We start from the raw sequence: 17,786 nt of genomic DNA, 5'->3' as shown, positions 1-17,786 counted from the left end.
GAGAATATAGAGTATCTGAAATGACCGATTATTTCAAGTCCATACGTCCGTTTAACGACAACGAAGTAGCACGTGCCTTGTCGCAAATTAAAGATAATCCTTTGATTCGAGCGATGATGGCTTATGCATTTCCTGATGAAACTCCTGAGGAGCGAGAGCGACGACTGCTTGCTTGCCAAAAGGTGTCCGATTTTCAGGAGGATATAATGTATCAAGTGGTTACTAAGGCGATTGAGAAAAGTATTTCGGAATTTACCTGTGATGGGTTTGACGGTTTAGACCCGCGCAAAGCTTATGTATTTGTTTCCAATCACCGCGATATTGTTTTAGATACTTCCTTATTAAACGTTGCCCTATACGATAATCACCTCTCGATGACGGCTTCGGCTATGGGCGATAATTTGCTTAGGAAAAAGTATTTGAAGATATTGGCAATGCTCAACAGAAATATTATTATATATAGGAGTCTGCCCCCACGAGAGGCTTTGGAGCATTCTAAATTGGTATCGGAATACATTTACCACTGTATTAAAGAGGAGCACCGCAATGTGTGGATTGCGCAACGAGAAGGGCGTACTAAGAATGGAGACGACCGTACCCAGCAAGGGGTTTTGAAGATGCTCACCCTTAATGCTCCCGAAGATATATCACCTTTGCAGTACCTGAAGACACTTAATTTAGTACCGATGTCGATTTCCTATGAGTTTGACCCCACTGATGTGTTGAAGTTGCCCGCACTTATTGCCCAACATAACGGGGTAGAATACGTGAAATCTAAAAAAGAGGATTTTGAGAACATCATTCAAGGCTTGTTGGGACAAAAAGGACGTGTGCATATTTCGGTAGGACAACCGCTGTACGACCAGATAGACACTATAGAAGCTACACATCAGCATCTTAACAAGCAATTGCAAGCCTTAGCTGAATGTTTGGACAAAGCTATTCATCAACAGTACAAGTTGTTTCCTGCGAATTATATTGCTTATGATTTGCTGAACGACACCTCTATATATAAGGAATACTACAACGAAAAAGATTTTCGACGTTTTGAACGCCGAATGAACAACCGAAGCAATTCTGAAGATCTTTCACAAAAGAAGTTCTTAGAGATGTACGCTAATCCTGTAAAGAACAAATTCGATGGAAACCAATAATTCAAAAGTGCTCCTCATCTATACGGGGGGGACTATCGGGATGATAAAGGACTACCAAACAGGAGCCTTGCGTGCTTTCGAGTTTGATAATCTTTACAAGCGTATTCCTGAGCTCTCGCACTTAGATTGTGAAATCTCGGTGCACTCGTTTGAGAAAGTGATAGACTCCTCGGATATGAACCCCCAGCATTGGATTGAAATTGCTGAGGTGATTGAAAGAGAGTATAATCACTACGATGGTTTTGTAGTGCTTCACGGCAGTGACACGATGAGCTACTCGGCTTCGGCTTTAAGTTTTATGCTACAAGGACTTACTAAACCTGTAATATTTACCGGTTCACAACTGCCGATAGGCGATTTGCGCACTGATGCCAAAGAGAACCTCATTACCTCTATACAGCTGGCAGCCCTAAAAGAAAATGGTGAGCTGGTGATACAAGAAGTGGGGCTCTATTTTGAGTACAAGCTCTACCGAGGTAACCGCACTACCAAAATAAACGCCGAGCACTTTCAAGCTTTTGCCTCGCTGAACTACCCTCTGTTAGTAGAAAGTGGTGTACATTTAAAGGTAATGAAAGAGAACCTTTTACCCCGCAAGCAAAAGCAACACTTAGAAGTGTGGAAAGATTTTGAAACTAATGTAGCGATTATCAAGATGTTCCCAGGCATTACTGCACCTATACTGAATGGTATTTTCAATATCCCAAATCTGAAAGGGGTAGTGTTAGAAACCTACGGTTCAGGTAATGCTCCTACCGATGCGTGGTTTGTAGAGAGTTTGCAGAGTGCTATTCATAAAGGAATATATATAGTGAATGTTACCCAGTGTTCTGGAGGTAGTGTGATGATGGGCAAATATGAAGCGAGTGAAGCCCTCAAAAAGATGGGAGTGATAGACGGAAAAGACCTCACAACCGAGTCGGCAATCACAAAATTGATGCTTTTGCTTAAAAAAAATATTTCTCATAAACTATTCAAAATCAAGTTTGAAGAAAATATAGCTGGAGAAATTTAGCAAAAAATTAAGAAAAAACTTGTGGGATAGAAAAATAATTTGTTACTTTGGCATTCAGAAACAGCATAGAGAGAGGTGTCCGAGTGGTCGAAGGAGTACGCCTGGAAAGTGTATATACGCCACAAGCGTATCGAGGGTTCGAATCCCTTCCTCTCTGCTTCTTTCTAAAAAAAAAACAGAATAATTATTAAACATTAAATTATCAACTAACAATTTAAAAAGATTAAACAAATGAAAAAAATGTCATCTAAGCTACTTCTAGTAGCAATGTTAATTTTAAACGTGGCTATGGTTAGCGCTCAGGAAGCAACTGAAACGATGCAACAAAGCAAAGGCTTCCACCAAGTATTTAAAGAGCGTTTTATTGAAGGGGGTCCTATGTATATGGCTCCTATCTTGCTCTGCTTGATTATTGGTTTGGCAGTAGCTATTGAGAGAATTATTTACCTCAATATGGCGACTACCAATTCTAAAAAGCTAATTGCCGATATTGAAGAGGCATTGGATAGCAAAGGTATTGAGGCAGCTAAAGAAGTGTGCCGTAATACAAAAGGTCCTGTTGCATCTATTTTCTATCAAGGTCTTGACCGTTCATCAGAAGGTATTGATATGGTTGAAAAATCAGTAGTATCTTACGGAGGTGTACAGATGGGACAATTAGAAAAGAACGTATCTTGGATTTCGCTCTTTATTGCTATTGCACCGATGTTAGGGTTTATGGGTACGGTAATTGGTATGATTGAAGCGTTCGATAAGATTAGTTCAGCTGGTGGTTTGGACGCATCATTGATTGCTGGTGATATCAAGGTTGCCTTGCTTACTACAGTGTTTGGTTTGATTGTAGCGATGATACTACAAGTATTCTACAACTACATCATTGCTAAAATCGACGCTATCGTAAATGATATGGAAGATGCTTCTATCTCATTGATAGACCTTTTAGTAGCAAGAAAAATGAAATAATTTATTCACCCATTAAACAACTTTAAGTATGTATAAAATAGCAAAATATGGAGCTCTTGCTTTGGGCGTAATTGGGGTAGTTCTATGGATTGTTTTGTCTTTCTTTACAAACGCTGAGGATCCCAACAACGGTACTATGCAAGCTTTGTTTGTGCTGACTTATGTTCTTTTAGGTATTGCTTTGTTGGCAGTAATCGTATCAGCGGCACAAAACATTTTAGCTTCACCAAAAGCACTTAAGAAAACGCTTATCTATACGGGAGGATTTGTGGTAGTTCTTCTTTTAGCTTATATCTTCTCATCAGGAGCTGTAGAAGCTAATGCTAGTGACGAAGTGAAGAAAGCCAGCGAATCTGTAAGAAGATGGGTAAGCACAGGTTTAATCGCTTTGTACATATTGGTAGCAGTAGCCGTAGTAGCTCTTATAGCTTCCAATGTGAAAAAAGCACTAATGAAATAAGAAATTATGGCAAAACGTTCCGCACCCGAGGTAAATGCAGGTTCAATGGCTGATATTGCTTTCTTGTTGTTGATATTCTTTTTGGTAACAACAACTATTGAGAGCAACTCAGGGATTACTGTAAAGTTACCTCCTAAACCACAAGAAAATACGCCACCACCTCCACCAGTAAAAGAGAAAAACGTATTGGTAGTGGTAGTGAACAAGTACAACCAGTTGTTAATAAACAACGAAGTTAAGGAACTTAAAGACGTAAAAGAAACAGCGCTTAATTTCTTGGATAATAATGGAGATGGTTCTTGTACTTACTGTAAAGGTAAAAGAGACCCTCTATCATCTGACAACCCAGATAAAGCAGTTATTTCTTTGCGCAACGACCGTGAAACTTCATATCACACTTATATAGCTGTACAAAATGAATTGATTAAGGCATATAATGAGTTACGTGAGCGTGAACGCAGACGTTTGTTCCCTAACGAAGTACCTTACGTTCAGATAGAGGAAGAATTTAACGCAGCTCGTACTCCTAAAGACAGGAAAGATGCGTTAGAACCTAAAATCGTGAAATTACAGGAGCTATTCCCAAGAAAATTGCTTGAAACAGCACCTAAGAAACACTAAAATTAGAAGGATATGTCAAAATTTACAAAAAAGAAAAGTGGCGAAACGCCCGCTGTTTCTACGGCTTCTTTGCCAGATATCATCTTTATGCTTTTGTTCTTCTTTATGACAGTAACAGAATCTAAAGACAGTGATTTGATGGTACAAAATAAGTTGCCAGTGGCAGACCAGGTACAAAAATTGGACAAGAAAGACCCAGTTGTGTACATTTATGCAGGGAAACCACTTCCTAAGTATCAGGCTAAGTTTGGTGTAAACGCTAAAATCCAAGTGAACGATAAATTCATTGATGTTTCGGAGGTAAGCCACTATATATTGAATTATAGAGAAGGTTTACGCGATGCACTAAAAGATGTATTTATGACCGCTTTGAAAGTAGATGCTGATACCAATATGGGATTAGTGAGTGATATTCGTGAGAAATTGCAAGATGTTAATGCCTTGAAATTGACTTATATCGCTCGTGAAGGTTCTCCTTTGAATCAAAAATAAATAAGAAACATATTTCTGTGTTAAAAAGACTACCTTAAAAATTAGGGTAGTCTTTTTTTGTTATTATCAATAAAAATATTACCTTTGCATTATTAAAACAAGTTAATAGTAATTATTTATGAGAAAAATCGTTTTACTTTTTGGATTACTCCTCAGTGCAGGAGTAGCTTCAGCACAGTCTTTTGGGGCTGGTGATGTACAAATTAACGGAGGTTTAGGTGTTTCAACTCCAGGGGTTATGGTATATGGTTCAGTGGACGTTGGGATTAACGACCAAATAACTGTAGGAGGTGAGTTATTTTACCGTGGCAGAAACTACAATAGCGTAAAATACAATAATATAGGTGTTTTAGCTACGAGTAATTACCACTTCAATAAACTTATAAGAAGACTTCCTTCAAACGTAGATTTGTATGGTGGTTTAAGTTTGGGATATTACAATTGGAATAATGATTATAAATATGACAATTGGGATCCTTATTATGACTCAGGATTTGCAGTGCGTCTTCAAACAGGGGGGCGTTACTTCTTTACAGAAAACTTCGGTGTGAATGCTGAGTTATTTGTAGAACACAACTCTTTTGCAACAGGAGGTTTTAAAGCAGGTGTTACTTATAGATTTTAATAACTTAAAAAATGAAAAAAGGGACTTCTGAGGAAGTCCCTTTTTTATTATGCTTTTTTAGCTTCTTTTAGTAAGTAGGCTCTGAATAAACGCAGTTCGTCCCAACTGTATCTTTCTTCTGTCTTTTCATAAAGACTTTTCAGGGTAGTAAGTTCTTCGTTTTCTTTAAAAATTGTATTCAGTTCATTGATGGTTTCCTCAGGGAGTACTTCAGTAATAGCAATTTTATCTTGTTCTATGCATTTGGCTATGTGAGAATAGATAGTAGCCTGTGATAGCGTACGCTCTTTGGCTATTTCGACTACTGTTTTGCCTTCTTTCCAAAGCTGAAGTGTGATATCATAAGTAGAGCGTTTTTCCTTCTTAGGTTTATCATCTTTGGAGGGAGGATATTCGCCTATAAAGAGTTTTTCGTTCTTTAAAATATTATTAATTTTTCCGGTGAGTTTAGTGTACAAAGTTTCTAATTTAGCTGAATGTATCTTTTCTTTATTAAAAGGTTGGTCGGATTGTGCTAATTGTACCATTTGCTCTAAGCGGAAGAGCTTCTTTAGCATCTCGGAAAGGCTATTGTCTAACTCTTTTAGTTCGGTGAAAAATTGTTTGACTTTTTTCTGATTGGCTATTTTTCCTTCAACTAATAGCACTTCATACCATAATTGTTCTAAGAGCGGTGTAAAATAAGTGATACCTTTGGCTACGCGTTCGAAAATATGCTGAACATCGGTTGCATTATTGAAAAGTGTTTTGAGTTGCTTGATGAATTTTTCGGAGACGGTAACAAGTTCTTGCACTCTTACTAACTGCTGTGATGCCCAATCCTTATATAGGTTTTTATTGCCAATTTCACCTGAATAACTATTGCGGTGTAGCACCCATTCTTCTAAAAGAGTATTCCATTGGAAAGTGTTTAGAATATTCTCCTGCAAAAATTCGGTTTTTCCTGTATAACAAGCGGTTTGTACTTCTTTTTCGGAGGCTTTGTTCTCGGCATAACCTATCACTTCACCATTGTTGTTGATACCATTAGCACTTACTGAGGAAAGCAAAATCAAGCCTTCTAACGAACGCAGGCGCGAAAATGCTACATAGGCTTGACCTGAGGCAAATACGCTTGCCAAATCTAAGATGGCTTTCTCGAAAGTGAGCCCTTGACTTTTGTGTATGGTAATTGCCCACGCCAAACGCAATGGGTATTGGGTAAACGAGCCCAGGCGCTCTTCTTCTATATCTTTGGTTGTTTCATTCAGTTTATATCGCACGTTTTCCCATTCGTAGCGTTCGACGTTTATGACCCTTCCACCGTCTAATTTCACGGTAATTTCACCTTCGGAAAGAGAGACTACTGTACCCATCTTTCCGTTGAAAAACAGATGTTCTCCTGAAATGTCATTTTTGATGAACATTACTCTTGCGCCTTCTTTTAGCTGAATGACTTTTTCGATAGGGTAGAGGTATTCCGGAAAATCATCAACAATATCAGCCTCGTAAGAGAATAGGGGAGAAGAGAGTTTACTCATTTCGCGTTGGTTCATTGCATCGGCTTTGGCGTTGTGAGTGGTGAGGGTGATGTAATCTTTTAGGTGTTTTTTAGGGAAATCTGGCTGTACATACTTTTCTAACTGTTTGATATCCTCAGAGGTAAGTTGGTTTTCACGCAAGTGGTTTAAAATGGAAATAAACAGCTTATCGGTTTGTCGGTAAATGGTTTCGAGTTCTACATATAGCAAAGGATTTTGAGTTATGACTTCGGACTGGAAAAAATACATTCCTTTATAATAATATTTGAGCACTTCCCATTCCTCTTGTTTTACTACGGGGGGCAACTGTAACAAATCGCCGATGAAGAGCACTTGTACGCCTCCGAAGGGTCGTTTGTCTTTTCGGATAAACTGCAACATATAGTCCATAGCATCGAGCACATCGGCACGGAGCATACTCACTTCATCTATAATTAGCAACTCCATATTGCGGATAACCTGCTGTTTATTTTTGTGCATTTGGAAATGTTTGCGCAAAGAAAATCGGTTTTCAAAGCGCAAGAATTCATTCACAATAGGGGGATTGCTGAGTGTTGGTAAGAAAGAAGCAAAAGGGAGTTGGAACATCGAATGAATAGTTACCCCTCCAGCATTGAGAGCAGCAATACCCGTAGGGGCAACTACCACCGTATTTTTATAACAAGTATTGATGATTTTGTGTAGCAGAGTAGTTTTACCCGTTCCTGCTTTCCCTGTGAGAAAAATATTTCTATTTGTTTGATTTACAAGTGTAAGTATGTACTCTTCCATACCATTTGTTTGGTTGTTATCATTTAAAACGCAAAGATACGAAACTTATTTTAATTAGCAAATTAACAAATTAGGTGTGAACTACACAGCCAAATTTTGGTAGGAAGGAGGGTAGGTTTAGCTTATAGAAAGCTTATAGGAAGCTTATACGAATCTTGGACGATTGGTATAGAAAGGGTATATAAATAGTTGAAAGTGAATGGTTAAGAGTGAACGTTTTTTTGTAAAAAAGGTACTGAAAAGTAATTGTAAAGGAGTGGATAAATAAATCTTTTTTACTTTTCTTTTGTTACTATTAATTTTTTTTGCTACTTTTGTCACATTAATAATCAACCTTTAAAAATATTCACAGCTATGATTAAAAAAATCTATCAAGTAGCCATAGGCATTGCTGTATGTCTTGGCTTTGTGGCTTGTAACTGCAATCAAGCTACTTCTAATGAGAATAAGAGTAGAAGTTCTTATCAAATTAAAGTAACTACCCCCCCTCGTCCAGCTGGGCAAACAGATGTACTAAACCTTACTACACCTAAAATGGATACCGTGCGTGTAGGAATCATTGGTCTTGGAATGCGCGGACATAGTGCGGTAGAACGTTATATGCACGTGCCCGGAGCGAAAGTTACAGCTATCTGCGATATACGTCCTGAAATGGTAGAAAAAGCGCAACAAGTAATTGAAAAAGCAGGGCATAAGCGTGTAGCCCAGTACACAGGTGATGAAAATGCTTGGAAAGCGCTATGTGAGCGCAAAGATGTAGACCTCGTGTACATTGTAACTGACTGGAAACACCACGTACCAATGGCGCTTTATGCTATGGAACACGGTAAACACGTGGCGATAGAAGTACCTGCAGCTCTTGATATGGAACAAATTTGGGCATTGATTAATATGAGTGAAAAGAAACGCCTACACTGTATGATGCTTGAGAACTGCGTGTATGACTACTTTGAAATTACTACTCTTAATATGGCACAACAAGGGCTCTTGGGTGAAGTGATTCACGGTGAAGGCTCTTATATTCATAACTTAGACGACTTTTGGACTGAGTATTGGAACAACTGGCGTTTAGACTACAATGCTAAGAATCGTGGAGATATATACCCTACGCACGGTATAGGTCCTGTATGCCAAGCACTTAATATTCACCGAGGAGACAAGATGAACTATTTGGTTTCATTTGATACGCACGCTTTTAGAGGTAAAGAAGTGTACAAACGCGTAATGGGCAAAGAAGATCCTAACTTCCAAAACGGTGACCTTACTGTTACAATGATTAAGACAGAAAAAGGGAAAACCATACAAATACAACACGATGTGGTAACACCACGCCCATATTCACGTATGTATCAGCTTACTGGAACAAATGGATTCGCGAATAAATATCCAATAGAAGGTTATCTTATTCAGCCAGAAAGTATAGCAAAAGACGAAGTGCCTAACCACGAAAATCTTTCGACACACAGCTTTATGCCCGAAGAGGCTAAAAAAGCAATGATGGAAAAATACAAACCACGTATTCTTAGAGAATTGGAAACTAAAGCAAAAGAAGTGGGCGGTCACGGAGGTATGGATTTCATTATGGACTATCGCCTCATCTACTGTTTGCGCAATGGTTTGCCTTTGGATATGGACGTGTATGACCTTGCTGAATGGTGTTGCTTAGCACCTCTTTCTAAACTATCATTAGAAAACGGTAGTGCTCCTGTAGAAATACCCGATTTTACTCGCGGAGCTTGGAATAAACAAAAAGGTTACAAACACGCGTTTGCTAATTAGAATCACCACCCCTTTCCCTCCTCCAAGGGGAGGGGGTAGGATAATATATTTTTCTAACTATTTATATCGTATTCTCCCTTCCTTGGGAGGGGGTGGGGGAGGATTATAGAACTTATGTCAAACGTATTACGTCTTCCTGCGGAACAACTATATGCAAAAGAATTAGAGGCTCTAAAAGAAGAGGATAAAAAACAAGAAAAGCCCATAGGCTGGCAATTGTCGCCTAAAGCAGTGTTGAAATTTGTAACTGGAGGTACTGCCAGCGGGGTAGAGATTACCCCTAAGTATATCGGTCATAATCGCTTGGTGGAGATAGCTATTGCTACACTCCTTACCGACCGCTCTCTACTGCTTATAGGCGAGCCAGGAACTGCCAAGTCGTGGCTTTCCGAAAACCTTACAGCTGCTATTTGTGGTGATTCTGGCAAAGTGATTCAAGGTACTGCGGGCACCAGCGAAGAACACATTCGCTATTCGTGGAACTACGCAATGCTCTTGGCTAATGGACCATCGCACGAAGCCTTACTTAAGTCTCCTATTTACCGTGCGATGGAAACAGGAACTGTTGCTCGTTTTGAGGAGATTTCGCGTTGCGCCTCCGAAGTACAAGACGCATTGATTTCTATTCTATCGGAGAAGAATATTGCCATTCCCGAACTCAGTGAAGAATTACCTGCTCAGCGTGGTTTCTCTATTATTGCCACAGCTAATACCCGCGACCGTGGTGTAAACGAAATGTCGTCAGCACTCAAAAGACGTTTCAACATCATCGTGCTACCTGCCCCTGCTACTTTAGAAACCGAAGTGTCTATTGTAACCAAACGTGTAGCTGAGATTTCTAACAACTACAAACTGAAAGCCGCCTTGCCAAGCAATGAAGCTATAGAGAAGATTGTAACAATTTTCCGCGAATTGCGCAAAGGAGCTACTTTAGACGAAAAACAAAAACTCAAATCGCCTAGCGGGGTTATTTCTACGGCAGAAGCTATTTCGCTTATCACCAATAGTATGGCATTGGCAGGCAGTTTCGGCAACGGCACTGTTACCGATGAAGATTTAGCATCAGGATTGCAAGGAGCTGTAGTGAAAGACGAAGACAAAGATAAAATGGTGTGGAAGGAATACCTTGAAAATGTAATGAAGAAACGCGGAGCGTCTTGGCGTGAACTCTATAACCAATGTTCAGCAATGAACAATTGATAATTGATAATTATTACATTGGTATATTAGTAAAATTGCACATCTCTACATAGTAGTAAATAAGTGAATTGTATTCAGGATGTGCCTGCATCCACTGATGCAAGATAGGTATAAAGGTGGCGATAATCTCTTTGTCGCCACTTTCTAATATATGTTTGCTATAAGCAATATAGATTTGTTCCGCTAAAGGCATTATAGGCATACCTTGGTATGACTTAGGTACAAAATCCTCAGCGCACAGAAACGGCATCACGTCAGTAATCACTTCTAAATATTCCTCACGGTCTTTATAGGCTTTGTGCAACTGCTCTGCTAGGGCAGAAAACGCTTTTGAAGGCATTGTGAAATACATACCTTTCAAACTCTCGTACAGCACATCAATAAGCGCTATTTTTCCTGTTTTGCGCAACTGTGCGAAGAACTTCACGTATTGCCAAAGTAGTTGGTCGGTGATGAGCACTTCTTCAATGCTAAAACGCAGGTCTTTGAGAGCTTGCACATATTGTAGAAAAATGTCTAAGTCGTTTTCGGCTACTGCCCTCTTGCAAAAATCGTAATACACCCAGCCCAACGAATATTTGTTGATACTGCTATCGTTTTCCTTAAATTCTTCAAGAGCGATACGCAATGCTTCATCTAATTCACCTGCCTTTCGCAAAGCTGTTACCTCACTTACCATCATTTTTTTACGACTCTAAAAAGGGTGATTTTCTCATTGCCCGAAGCAACCATAGTTTGCTCATCAACAAAGAGTAGTGCGTGATAGGATTTATCCGAAAGTTGTTGCCAGCTCCTACCTTGGTCGTTAGAGAAGAAAAGACCATTAGGCGAAGTTGCCACCAAAGCATTTCCCTCACTATTAGGGATGTATTGCACACAACTCGCATAGCCAATAGCCTTGTCGGTCGCGATAGGTTGCCACGTTTTACCCCCATCGAAAGTGAGTGCGCCAGAGCCTTTGCGCTCTGTAGGTTGTTCATAATCACCACCGAGAGCGATGCCCTGCTGGTCGTTGTAGAAAGCTATGGTGAAAGCCCCTTGAGTAGCCGAACCTTGGGCGAGAGGTAGGGTAGCGAGGTCTTGCCATTTATAACCCTTGTTGTTCGAGAATAACACCCTGCTCTTACTGCCGCCTGTTACTACCCATAGTTTGTTGCCATAGTGCGCCAAAGCCGAGTTGCTAGCGGCAAATACACTTTCACCCTCTTCGAGTTTGGGTGATTGTGACCACGTGAGTTTCGTCCATTGTTGTCCGCCATTGTGCGTTGTTACTACCGATAGGCGATTGTCGATAGGGTCGCCAATAACGATGCCAAATTGGTCGTCCGTAAAGCGCAATACATCGTAGAATATATCGGGGTGTTCCTCGCGATACACTTCTTCCATACCACTTTGTTCTGCTTTGTAGAGCAATGCAGGATTGCCGATAGAGAGCATAAAAAAGTTCTGAGTCGTTGCTGCCACTGCGCGGAAATCCGAAATCACTCCGCGGTTTTTTAGGTTAGAAGTTGCAATAGTTTGGTTTTGTGTGTTGATAAAACCAAAGGTAGCATCGGAGCCTGCAAAAGCCACGTTTTTCTCTAAGAGCACCATTGCTCGCACGCTTACTTTCTCTAACGGAAAGGACTTTACTTCTACCAATTCAATAGTAGTGTCCTTATAAGGATTGGAGTGCTTGCACGCTCCAAGACAAAGCAATATAAAAATAATAGCAATATGTTTCATACATCAGTGATAAACAAAGGCAAAGATAATGTTTTTGGTTCGAATAACAAAGAAAGAATATATTTTTTCTCAACACTGACACGATTTGTCAGAGTAGCGCCTTACCTTTGCACCGTGAAACTAAAAAAGAAATAATCATTACTAAAACTTTTTTGAACAATCCTAAGGCGTATTTTAGAGAGGATTAGAGAATCTTTACCACTTTTCCCAAATCCAAATACACTAAATATTTTCCTTTTACTTGCCAGCCAATAGCTTGCAGGTTTTGGGCGTAGTACGATAGCTGTTGGTGGTACTGAGGGTTGGGTTGTCCAGTTTTGTAATCTATGATATAGACTTCGCGAGTGTTTGGGTTGTAGGCAAGTCGGTCGGGACGGAAATAGTTGCCATTAGCATCTATAAACTCACGTTCCATAAAGTATTCGTAGTCCTCACTAAAGAAAGGTGCTAAAGTGCTGTCGTTGAGTAATCGCTCCATTTGGGGTTGCAATAGCTCATATTGTTCGGCAGTGAGAGTACCCTCTTGTAGCGCATCGTTGAGTACAGTGTCGAGGTCGGTGGCGTAAGTGATTTTTGAGAATAACTCATGAATCAGGTTACCGCGCTCCAAGGCTTCTTGTTGGTGAGTGTCCCATAGCAGGGAAGCCCCTGTCGCAATCTTGTAGTTCGGATACTGCCAACCTTTTTGGAAAGGAATAGGTGATTCTTCAGCTGCTGCATTCTCTTTCTTCTCAGGAAATACAGGGTTTCCAAAGGTATATTCCACTACATTCTCATTCCACTGTTTGTTTTCTTCTAAAAACTCTCTAAAGAGCGTGCCATACGTTCCTGCACTACTTTTGGATAGTGAGGTGATTATATAGAGGAAAGATTCGGGACGCGTCATCGCTACATATAACACATTTAGCTGGTTGAGGAGGTTTTGTTCGTGTAGTTGCATCATAAGCTCTTCGGCTTGTGCGTCGTAATTCACTAAGCTTTTATTGCTGTTTACCAGCAGATAGTCAAAACCGTTAAACTGTTCGTGATTTACGGGAAACCAAAGTTTTTCAGTATGTGTATCGATGAGTTTGCTATCGGCGAAAGCGTAGATAATCACGGGGGCAGAAAGTCCTTTGCTCTTGTGAACCGTCATTACAGTAATAGCATTCAACCCTTCGGGAGAACTGATACTCAGTTTTTCTTGTTGGTCGTCCCAAAACTCCAGAAAATCGGCTAAGCCTCCTTTGCGCGCATTCTTAAAATCGAATACAATATCCATAAAGTGAGTGAGATAAGCATCGGAAGAGCGAGCGAGGTCAAAACAATTCACCGCCAAAGCTACTCCTTCGTATAAAGAATATTGGTTGAACAGCTCTATGGAGAAGTGAAAATCGGCAAGGAAAGTATTTACGGGTTTCTCTACATATTTGCTGAGGAAGAGGTGAGGGTCTTTAGTTTCTTTAAAACGAAGATAATCAAAGAGCAATTGCAGTTTGAGTTCTTCACTTTCAGGGTGATAAAGCAGACGTAATAGGGTGACGAGAAATTGTACTGATGCCACGTTTTTCAGCAATAGCGAATCGGGGGAAATTACATTTCTTTGGTGTTCTGAAAGGAAAGAGGCAACGGCTGCTCCTTCGCGGTTGGTGCGCACCAATATAGTAATATCCTTATCGGCTGCCCCTGCTCGGTTAGCGTGTTCTATTTTCTCTAAAATCGCTTCACAATAACTCCGTTCGCGCGGTGAAAGTGCTACAACATTGCTATTGTCTTCTTCTGTAGGCACTTCTTCTTCTCCAACTTCTATAAAGGAAAGATTGAAATAGCCCTCGGGTAAGGATTGGTCTTTTTTGTTTTTGGGATATTCCTGTGTAGAGTTTTTGTAAAGTTCTTTGTAGGTCTCACTTTGGAAAAGGTCTGCTGCAAACTTAAAAAAATGGTTGTTAAAATCGATAATGGCTTCTAAACTGCGAAAGTTTTCATTGAGGTCTTTTACTTCTCCTTTGATGCGGAAAGGGTTTACTTCATTGTTATACAGACTCATAAACTGTTCCGCTTTTCCTCCTCGCCAACGATAAATCGATTGTTTGGCATCGCCTACAAGTAATACCGACCCGCACTTATTGTTCACTTCACTTTGCACTGCATTGAGGATAAGCGGTATAAAGTTCTGCCATTGCAGTACTGAGGTGTCTTGAAACTCATCGATAAAATAGTGGCGGAATTTCTCACCTATACGCTCGTAGATAAAAGGTGCAGGCTGGTTGCTGAGCTCTGAGGAAATTACTCCGTTGAACTCCCATATAGGCAAGATGTTTTCTTCTTCTTTAATGGTCTCTATTTCTTTTTGTATACGGTTGAGCAAAGCCAAAGGCACAACATATCTCAGCGCGTTGTTCGCAAAGGCAAGAGCTCCAAAAGCTTTTTTGATTGCCAAAAACAAGTTGGCAATCATCTCTTGCAAACTATCTATCAGGGCAGTGTCGTACTTCTTAGCCGCTGAACCAGAATAAAGAGGTTCGCCTTCTAATAGATTGTTTTGCCAACCACTGCCCCACGAAGGTTCCTTAGGGTTGTCGGCAGTGAGGTTATCGAAGAATTTGTATAAATGTCCTCCATTAAAAGCACCTTTATCCAAACCGTGCTCACACATCAGTTGCATAAAGTCTTGGGCAGAAGTTTTAATGCTTTTCAGGGCATTGTTGCGTTGTTTGAGTAAGGTATTTTTAAGAATTAGAAAATCGGGTATTTCCTTGTCTTTCAGCGATTGTAATTGCTTGTAATGGTTCTCATTGGTGAGCATTTCGGCTACGCCTAATAATTCTTTAGTAGTATCCCAACTCTTGTCGTCATCTATCTTTTCATTGGCGAAATCGATGAGCAATTGGGTAAGCTCGGGGTCGTTTCCTGCCTGATTCATCAAATTATCAACCGCTCGCTCTAGTAAAGCCTTGCTATCCAACTGTACTTCAAAGAAAGGATTGAGATGCAAATCCTGTGAGAAGTGGCGTATCAGTTGGTGGTTAAACCCATCGATAGTACTGATATTAAAAGCCGCGTAGTTGTGCAGTATATGCTCCAAAGCTTTAGCCGAACGCGTTCTCAGTTCTTCGTCGGGGAGATTCAATTCCTTTGCTAATTCAGTAAACATAGCGTGAGGTTTAGTGAGCATTTTGTCCTCACTGAATACCCCTAATAACTCTATGATGCGGTTCTTCATTTCAAAAACCGCCTTATTGGTAAAGGTAATAGCGAGTAACTGCCTAAACAAATCGGGTTGCTTACTGCCGAGAATAATTCTCAGATAAGCTTTCACCAGACTGTAGGTCTTTCCAGACCCTGCCGAAGCGTTGTATATAGTATAATTTGCTGAAGGTGTATTCATTTTTTACCTCTTACCTTAAAACTGCGCTGCAGGAGCGGTATCGTTGTTGAGCTTCTTGTCTACCGAATTGTTCTTTCCTTTGGAGAAATCGTAGCTAACCCCTAATACAAACATATTGCGGTTGTTCTCTATGTAGGTATAGCTATGCTGGTTTACCAAACCTTCGTAACTGCTCTTCATCTTGTATTCCGAAGGCATTCCTAACCAAAACACACCACCTTTAAGTGTCCAACTACCTAACTGGTATTCTATAAAAATATCATTGTTATTTTCATAAGTGCTCATAGTGTTGCCGTCTATGTAATAAATAGGGAAGTTGAAACTGTAATCTACCCTCAAATCTTTATAGGTAAAAGTAAGTGATAGGTTGTTGTCGATATAATTATTGCGAGCGCGTAGTCCAGCATCAGTAACCAAAGTCTCACGTGTAGGGGCTATATTAGCTGAAAATACAAATAAATCATTCCTTAATGGTTTAAAAGTACCATCTAATGAAAAACCAAACTCCTCGTGATATTTACTGTTTTCATAAGTGCTGAGTATTCCATTGCGTACGGGGTCTTTGATATAAATATCAGTAATTACTCGTTGGGTGTTTTTGTAGAAGGGTTGAAGGTTAAAATCGGTGTACTCATTGTTGAAAGTATAAGAGAGTCCAGTCCAAAATATATGTTGTGATTTTAGGTAAGGATTTCCTGTCTCCAAGATGTTCGGCGCTTGTTGTGCTATATTGCTACTGAGTTCTGCACTACGCGGACTGCGGGGTACATAGTAACTTGTGAGGCGCAAACTCTGGTTATTGGCGAGTTCATAACCCAACACTACCTTCGGCGTAAACACCCATTCGGTAAAAGTGTTTTCGGCACTACGGTTGTGGGTGTGGGTAAGCCCAGCACTGGCTCTGTACATAAAATTAGCTTTTTTGCCTACAAACTCGGTGTACAAATACTGATTGGTATAGGTAACATCGTAAGCCGAAGTACCTGCCAAGTTACGTAAGTCGTTGTCGATAAAAGTACTGCTAATACGGTAGCCCGAATTGAGTTTGCCTATAGTAAACTGATGAGTATGTGCTACTTCACCTACCCAACCGCGTTGTTTTACTTTCAAATCCATATCATCGTCGTACACATTCTGCTGGGTTGCGGTCTCCCATTCCTTTGAGAGGTTCTCTTTGGTAGTGTTGTAATAACTCCCCACGGCGTTCACGCTCAATTCATCTCGTTTGCCTAATTTTTTAGAGAAGTATAGGTCTACTTTGGGGCGCAACCAGTGGTCGTGACTTTTACCTGATAATGTGTGATGGCTAATGGTTGTACCTTGTGTAAATAGGTTTATGCCATTGCTATGTGCAGAGCGATTCAAAAGTTCCATTCCGGCTTTAGCTTGGAAACTATAGTTTTGTGGTACTACTGCGCTATAACGCACCGAAGCGTTGTGCGCATTATAGCTAAACCCTGATTTTGATTGTTGGTCGTTTGCATAACGCACACCCGATAGTTCATAATCGGAGTGTTTTTCATAGTATCTGTCGTTGTAATTGCGAAACTCCAATTTGTATTCCACTCCCAACGTATGCTTGCCTTTGGTGTAGTTACCATAAGCCGAAGCATCTACAAAACCTGTAGTAAGAGCCGAAAGCCCATCCACCCCTACCGAATATCCCTCTTCAGCCGAACGTGTGATGATGTCCACCACTGTGTCAGCCCTATTGCTCCAGCGCGCAGGCGGAATATCGTAATAGTCTATGCGTGCCACGTTTTGAGGGGCAATACCGCGTATTTGCAAGTCAGTTGCCTCTACACCGTTTACCAATACCAAGAGCGTACCCCTTTTAAGGGTAGCAATCTGGTTGGTTACAGGATTGAGGTGCAGGTTAGGCAAACTGCGCAAGAGGTCTTTGGCATAGCGTGCTTGTTCCACAGCTTTCTTTTCAAAGGTAAAGCTCGCCTTATCGGTATATTGTGTTTTGCGCTGTGCTTTTACAATTACCTCATTGAGCACAATCGTATCCAAAGGTGTTTCAGGCACTACTTCTTGCGCTGTAGTGGTCATAAAATAAACTAATAGTAAGCTGGTTAAAAGGAGTTTCAT

General features: G+C 40.4%; 13 protein-coding genes, 1 tRNA gene and 1 pseudogene. 10 read left to right on the top strand and 5 right to left on the bottom strand.

Going from position 1 to position 17,786, the window contains the following annotated elements:
• Nucleotides 1-20 precede the first annotated feature (20 nt).
• The 8 genes from COCH_RS01350 (at nt 21) to COCH_RS01315 (ending at nt 5,330) form a co-directional block, all read left to right on the top strand.
• Nucleotides 21-1,154, top strand: a complete 1,134-nt coding sequence (locus COCH_RS01350; protein ID WP_012797018.1) for a 1-acyl-sn-glycerol-3-phosphate acyltransferase — start codon at nt 21-23, stop codon at nt 1,152-1,154.
• The gene (locus COCH_RS01345) at nt 1,141-2,169 is read left to right on the top strand and encodes an asparaginase (protein ID WP_012797017.1); all 1,029 of its coding nucleotides are present in this window, start codon (nt 1,141-1,143) and stop codon (nt 2,167-2,169) included. The genes COCH_RS01350 and COCH_RS01345 overlap by 14 nt, the downstream gene beginning before the upstream one ends.
• 69 nt (nt 2,170-2,238) lie before the next feature.
• Nucleotides 2,239-2,326: transfer RNA gene (locus COCH_RS01340), tRNA-Ser, on the top strand.
• Nucleotides 2,327-2,400: 74 nt separating this feature from the next.
• Nucleotides 2,401-3,132, top strand: coding sequence for a MotA/TolQ/ExbB proton channel family protein (locus tag COCH_RS01335; protein WP_009418843.1), 732 nt, complete (start codon nt 2,401-2,403; stop codon nt 3,130-3,132).
• A 28-nt stretch (nt 3,133-3,160) separates the two neighbouring features.
• Complete coding sequence (locus COCH_RS01330; RefSeq protein ID WP_009418031.1) at nt 3,161-3,592, top strand: hypothetical protein; 432 nt, start codon at nt 3,161-3,163, stop codon at nt 3,590-3,592.
• Between the two features lie 6 nt (nt 3,593-3,598).
• Nucleotides 3,599-4,213, top strand: a complete 615-nt coding sequence (locus tag COCH_RS01325) for an ExbD/TolR family protein (RefSeq protein ID WP_002673266.1) — start codon at nt 3,599-3,601, stop codon at nt 4,211-4,213.
• Nucleotides 4,214-4,225: 12 nt separating this feature from the next.
• Nucleotides 4,226-4,705 carry an ExbD/TolR family protein gene (locus tag COCH_RS01320; RefSeq protein WP_002673265.1) on the top strand — a complete coding sequence of 160 codons (480 nt, stop codon included), beginning with the start codon at nt 4,226-4,228 and terminating at the stop codon, nt 4,703-4,705.
• A gap of 118 nt (nt 4,706-4,823) precedes the next feature.
• Nucleotides 4,824-5,330 (top strand): porin family protein, encoded by a 507-nt coding sequence (locus COCH_RS01315; protein WP_012797016.1) that lies wholly within the window; start codon nt 4,824-4,826, stop codon nt 5,328-5,330.
• A gap of 47 nt (nt 5,331-5,377) precedes the next feature.
• Here COCH_RS01315 and COCH_RS01310 read toward each other — a convergent pair.
• Nucleotides 5,378-7,624, bottom strand: a pseudogene (locus COCH_RS01310) (helix-turn-helix domain-containing protein); the annotation flags it as partial.
• Nucleotides 7,625-7,975: 351 nt separating this feature from the next.
• On the opposite strand from COCH_RS01310, the gene COCH_RS01305 reads away from it, so the two are divergent.
• Nucleotides 7,976-9,400, top strand: coding sequence for a Gfo/Idh/MocA family protein (locus tag COCH_RS01305; RefSeq protein ID WP_012797014.1), 1,425 nt, complete (start codon nt 7,976-7,978; stop codon nt 9,398-9,400).
• Between the two features lie 114 nt (nt 9,401-9,514).
• Nucleotides 9,515-10,600 (top strand): ATP-binding protein, encoded by a 1,086-nt coding sequence (locus COCH_RS01300; protein WP_009421703.1) that lies wholly within the window; start codon nt 9,515-9,517, stop codon nt 10,598-10,600.
• A gap of 13 nt (nt 10,601-10,613) precedes the next feature.
• Here the strand turns inward: COCH_RS01300 and COCH_RS01295 are convergent, their stop codons facing one another.
• The 4 genes from COCH_RS01295 to COCH_RS01280 form a co-directional block, all read right to left on the bottom strand.
• Nucleotides 10,614-11,282: a hypothetical protein gene (locus COCH_RS01295; RefSeq protein WP_012797013.1), complete on the bottom strand. Its 669-nt coding sequence runs from the start codon at nt 11,280-11,282 to the stop codon at nt 10,614-10,616.
• Nucleotides 11,279-12,325: a WD40/YVTN/BNR-like repeat-containing protein gene (locus tag COCH_RS01290; protein WP_012797012.1), complete on the bottom strand. Its 1,047-nt coding sequence runs from the start codon at nt 12,323-12,325 to the stop codon at nt 11,279-11,281. Before COCH_RS01290 ends, COCH_RS01295 begins: the two co-directional genes overlap by 4 nt.
• Before the next feature lie 184 nt (nt 12,326-12,509).
• Nucleotides 12,510-15,692 carry a UvrD-helicase domain-containing protein gene (locus COCH_RS01285; protein WP_012797011.1) on the bottom strand — a complete coding sequence of 1,061 codons (3,183 nt, stop codon included), beginning with the start codon at nt 15,690-15,692 and terminating at the stop codon, nt 12,510-12,512.
• Between the two features lie 15 nt (nt 15,693-15,707).
• Nucleotides 15,708-17,786, bottom strand: coding sequence for an outer membrane beta-barrel protein (locus COCH_RS01280; RefSeq protein ID WP_012797010.1), 2,079 nt, complete (start codon nt 17,784-17,786; stop codon nt 15,708-15,710).

Source organism: Capnocytophaga ochracea DSM 7271 (assembly GCF_000023285.1).
GTDB lineage: Bacteria > Bacteroidota > Bacteroidia > Flavobacteriales > Flavobacteriaceae > Capnocytophaga > Capnocytophaga ochracea.
The sequence above is the reverse complement of the archived record's forward strand: the minus strand, read 5'-3'. Positions and strand labels throughout refer to the sequence as shown.

What these genes read in the sequence shown, in the direction of transcription:
- COCH_RS01285 (WP_012797011.1), bottom strand. Translation starts at nt 15,692, where the DNA reads ATGAATACACCTTCAGCAAATTATACTATATACAACGCTTCGGCAGGG.
- COCH_RS01325 (WP_002673266.1), top strand. Translation starts at nt 3,599, where the DNA reads ATGGCAAAACGTTCCGCACCCGAGGTAAATGCAGGTTCAATGGCTGAT.
- COCH_RS01295 (WP_012797013.1), bottom strand. Translation starts at nt 11,282, where the DNA reads ATGATGGTAAGTGAGGTAACAGCTTTGCGAAAGGCAGGTGAATTAGAT.
- COCH_RS01290 (WP_012797012.1), bottom strand. Translation starts at nt 12,325, where the DNA reads ATGAAACATATTGCTATTATTTTTATATTGCTTTGTCTTGGAGCGTGC.
- COCH_RS01320 (WP_002673265.1), top strand. Translation starts at nt 4,226, where the DNA reads ATGTCAAAATTTACAAAAAAGAAAAGTGGCGAAACGCCCGCTGTTTCT.
- COCH_RS01305 (WP_012797014.1), top strand. Translation starts at nt 7,976, where the DNA reads ATGATTAAAAAAATCTATCAAGTAGCCATAGGCATTGCTGTATGTCTT.
- COCH_RS01280 (WP_012797010.1), bottom strand. Translation starts at nt 17,786, where the DNA reads ATGAAACTCCTTTTAACCAGCTTACTATTAGTTTATTTTATGACCACT.
- COCH_RS01315 (WP_012797016.1), top strand. Translation starts at nt 4,824, where the DNA reads ATGAGAAAAATCGTTTTACTTTTTGGATTACTCCTCAGTGCAGGAGTA.
- COCH_RS01345 (WP_012797017.1), top strand. Translation starts at nt 1,141, where the DNA reads ATGGAAACCAATAATTCAAAAGTGCTCCTCATCTATACGGGGGGGACT.
- COCH_RS01335 (WP_009418843.1), top strand. Translation starts at nt 2,401, where the DNA reads ATGAAAAAAATGTCATCTAAGCTACTTCTAGTAGCAATGTTAATTTTA.
- COCH_RS01330 (WP_009418031.1), top strand. Translation starts at nt 3,161, where the DNA reads ATGTATAAAATAGCAAAATATGGAGCTCTTGCTTTGGGCGTAATTGGG.
- COCH_RS01300 (WP_009421703.1), top strand. Translation starts at nt 9,515, where the DNA reads ATGTCAAACGTATTACGTCTTCCTGCGGAACAACTATATGCAAAAGAA.
- COCH_RS01350 (WP_012797018.1), top strand. Translation starts at nt 21, where the DNA reads ATGACCGATTATTTCAAGTCCATACGTCCGTTTAACGACAACGAAGTA.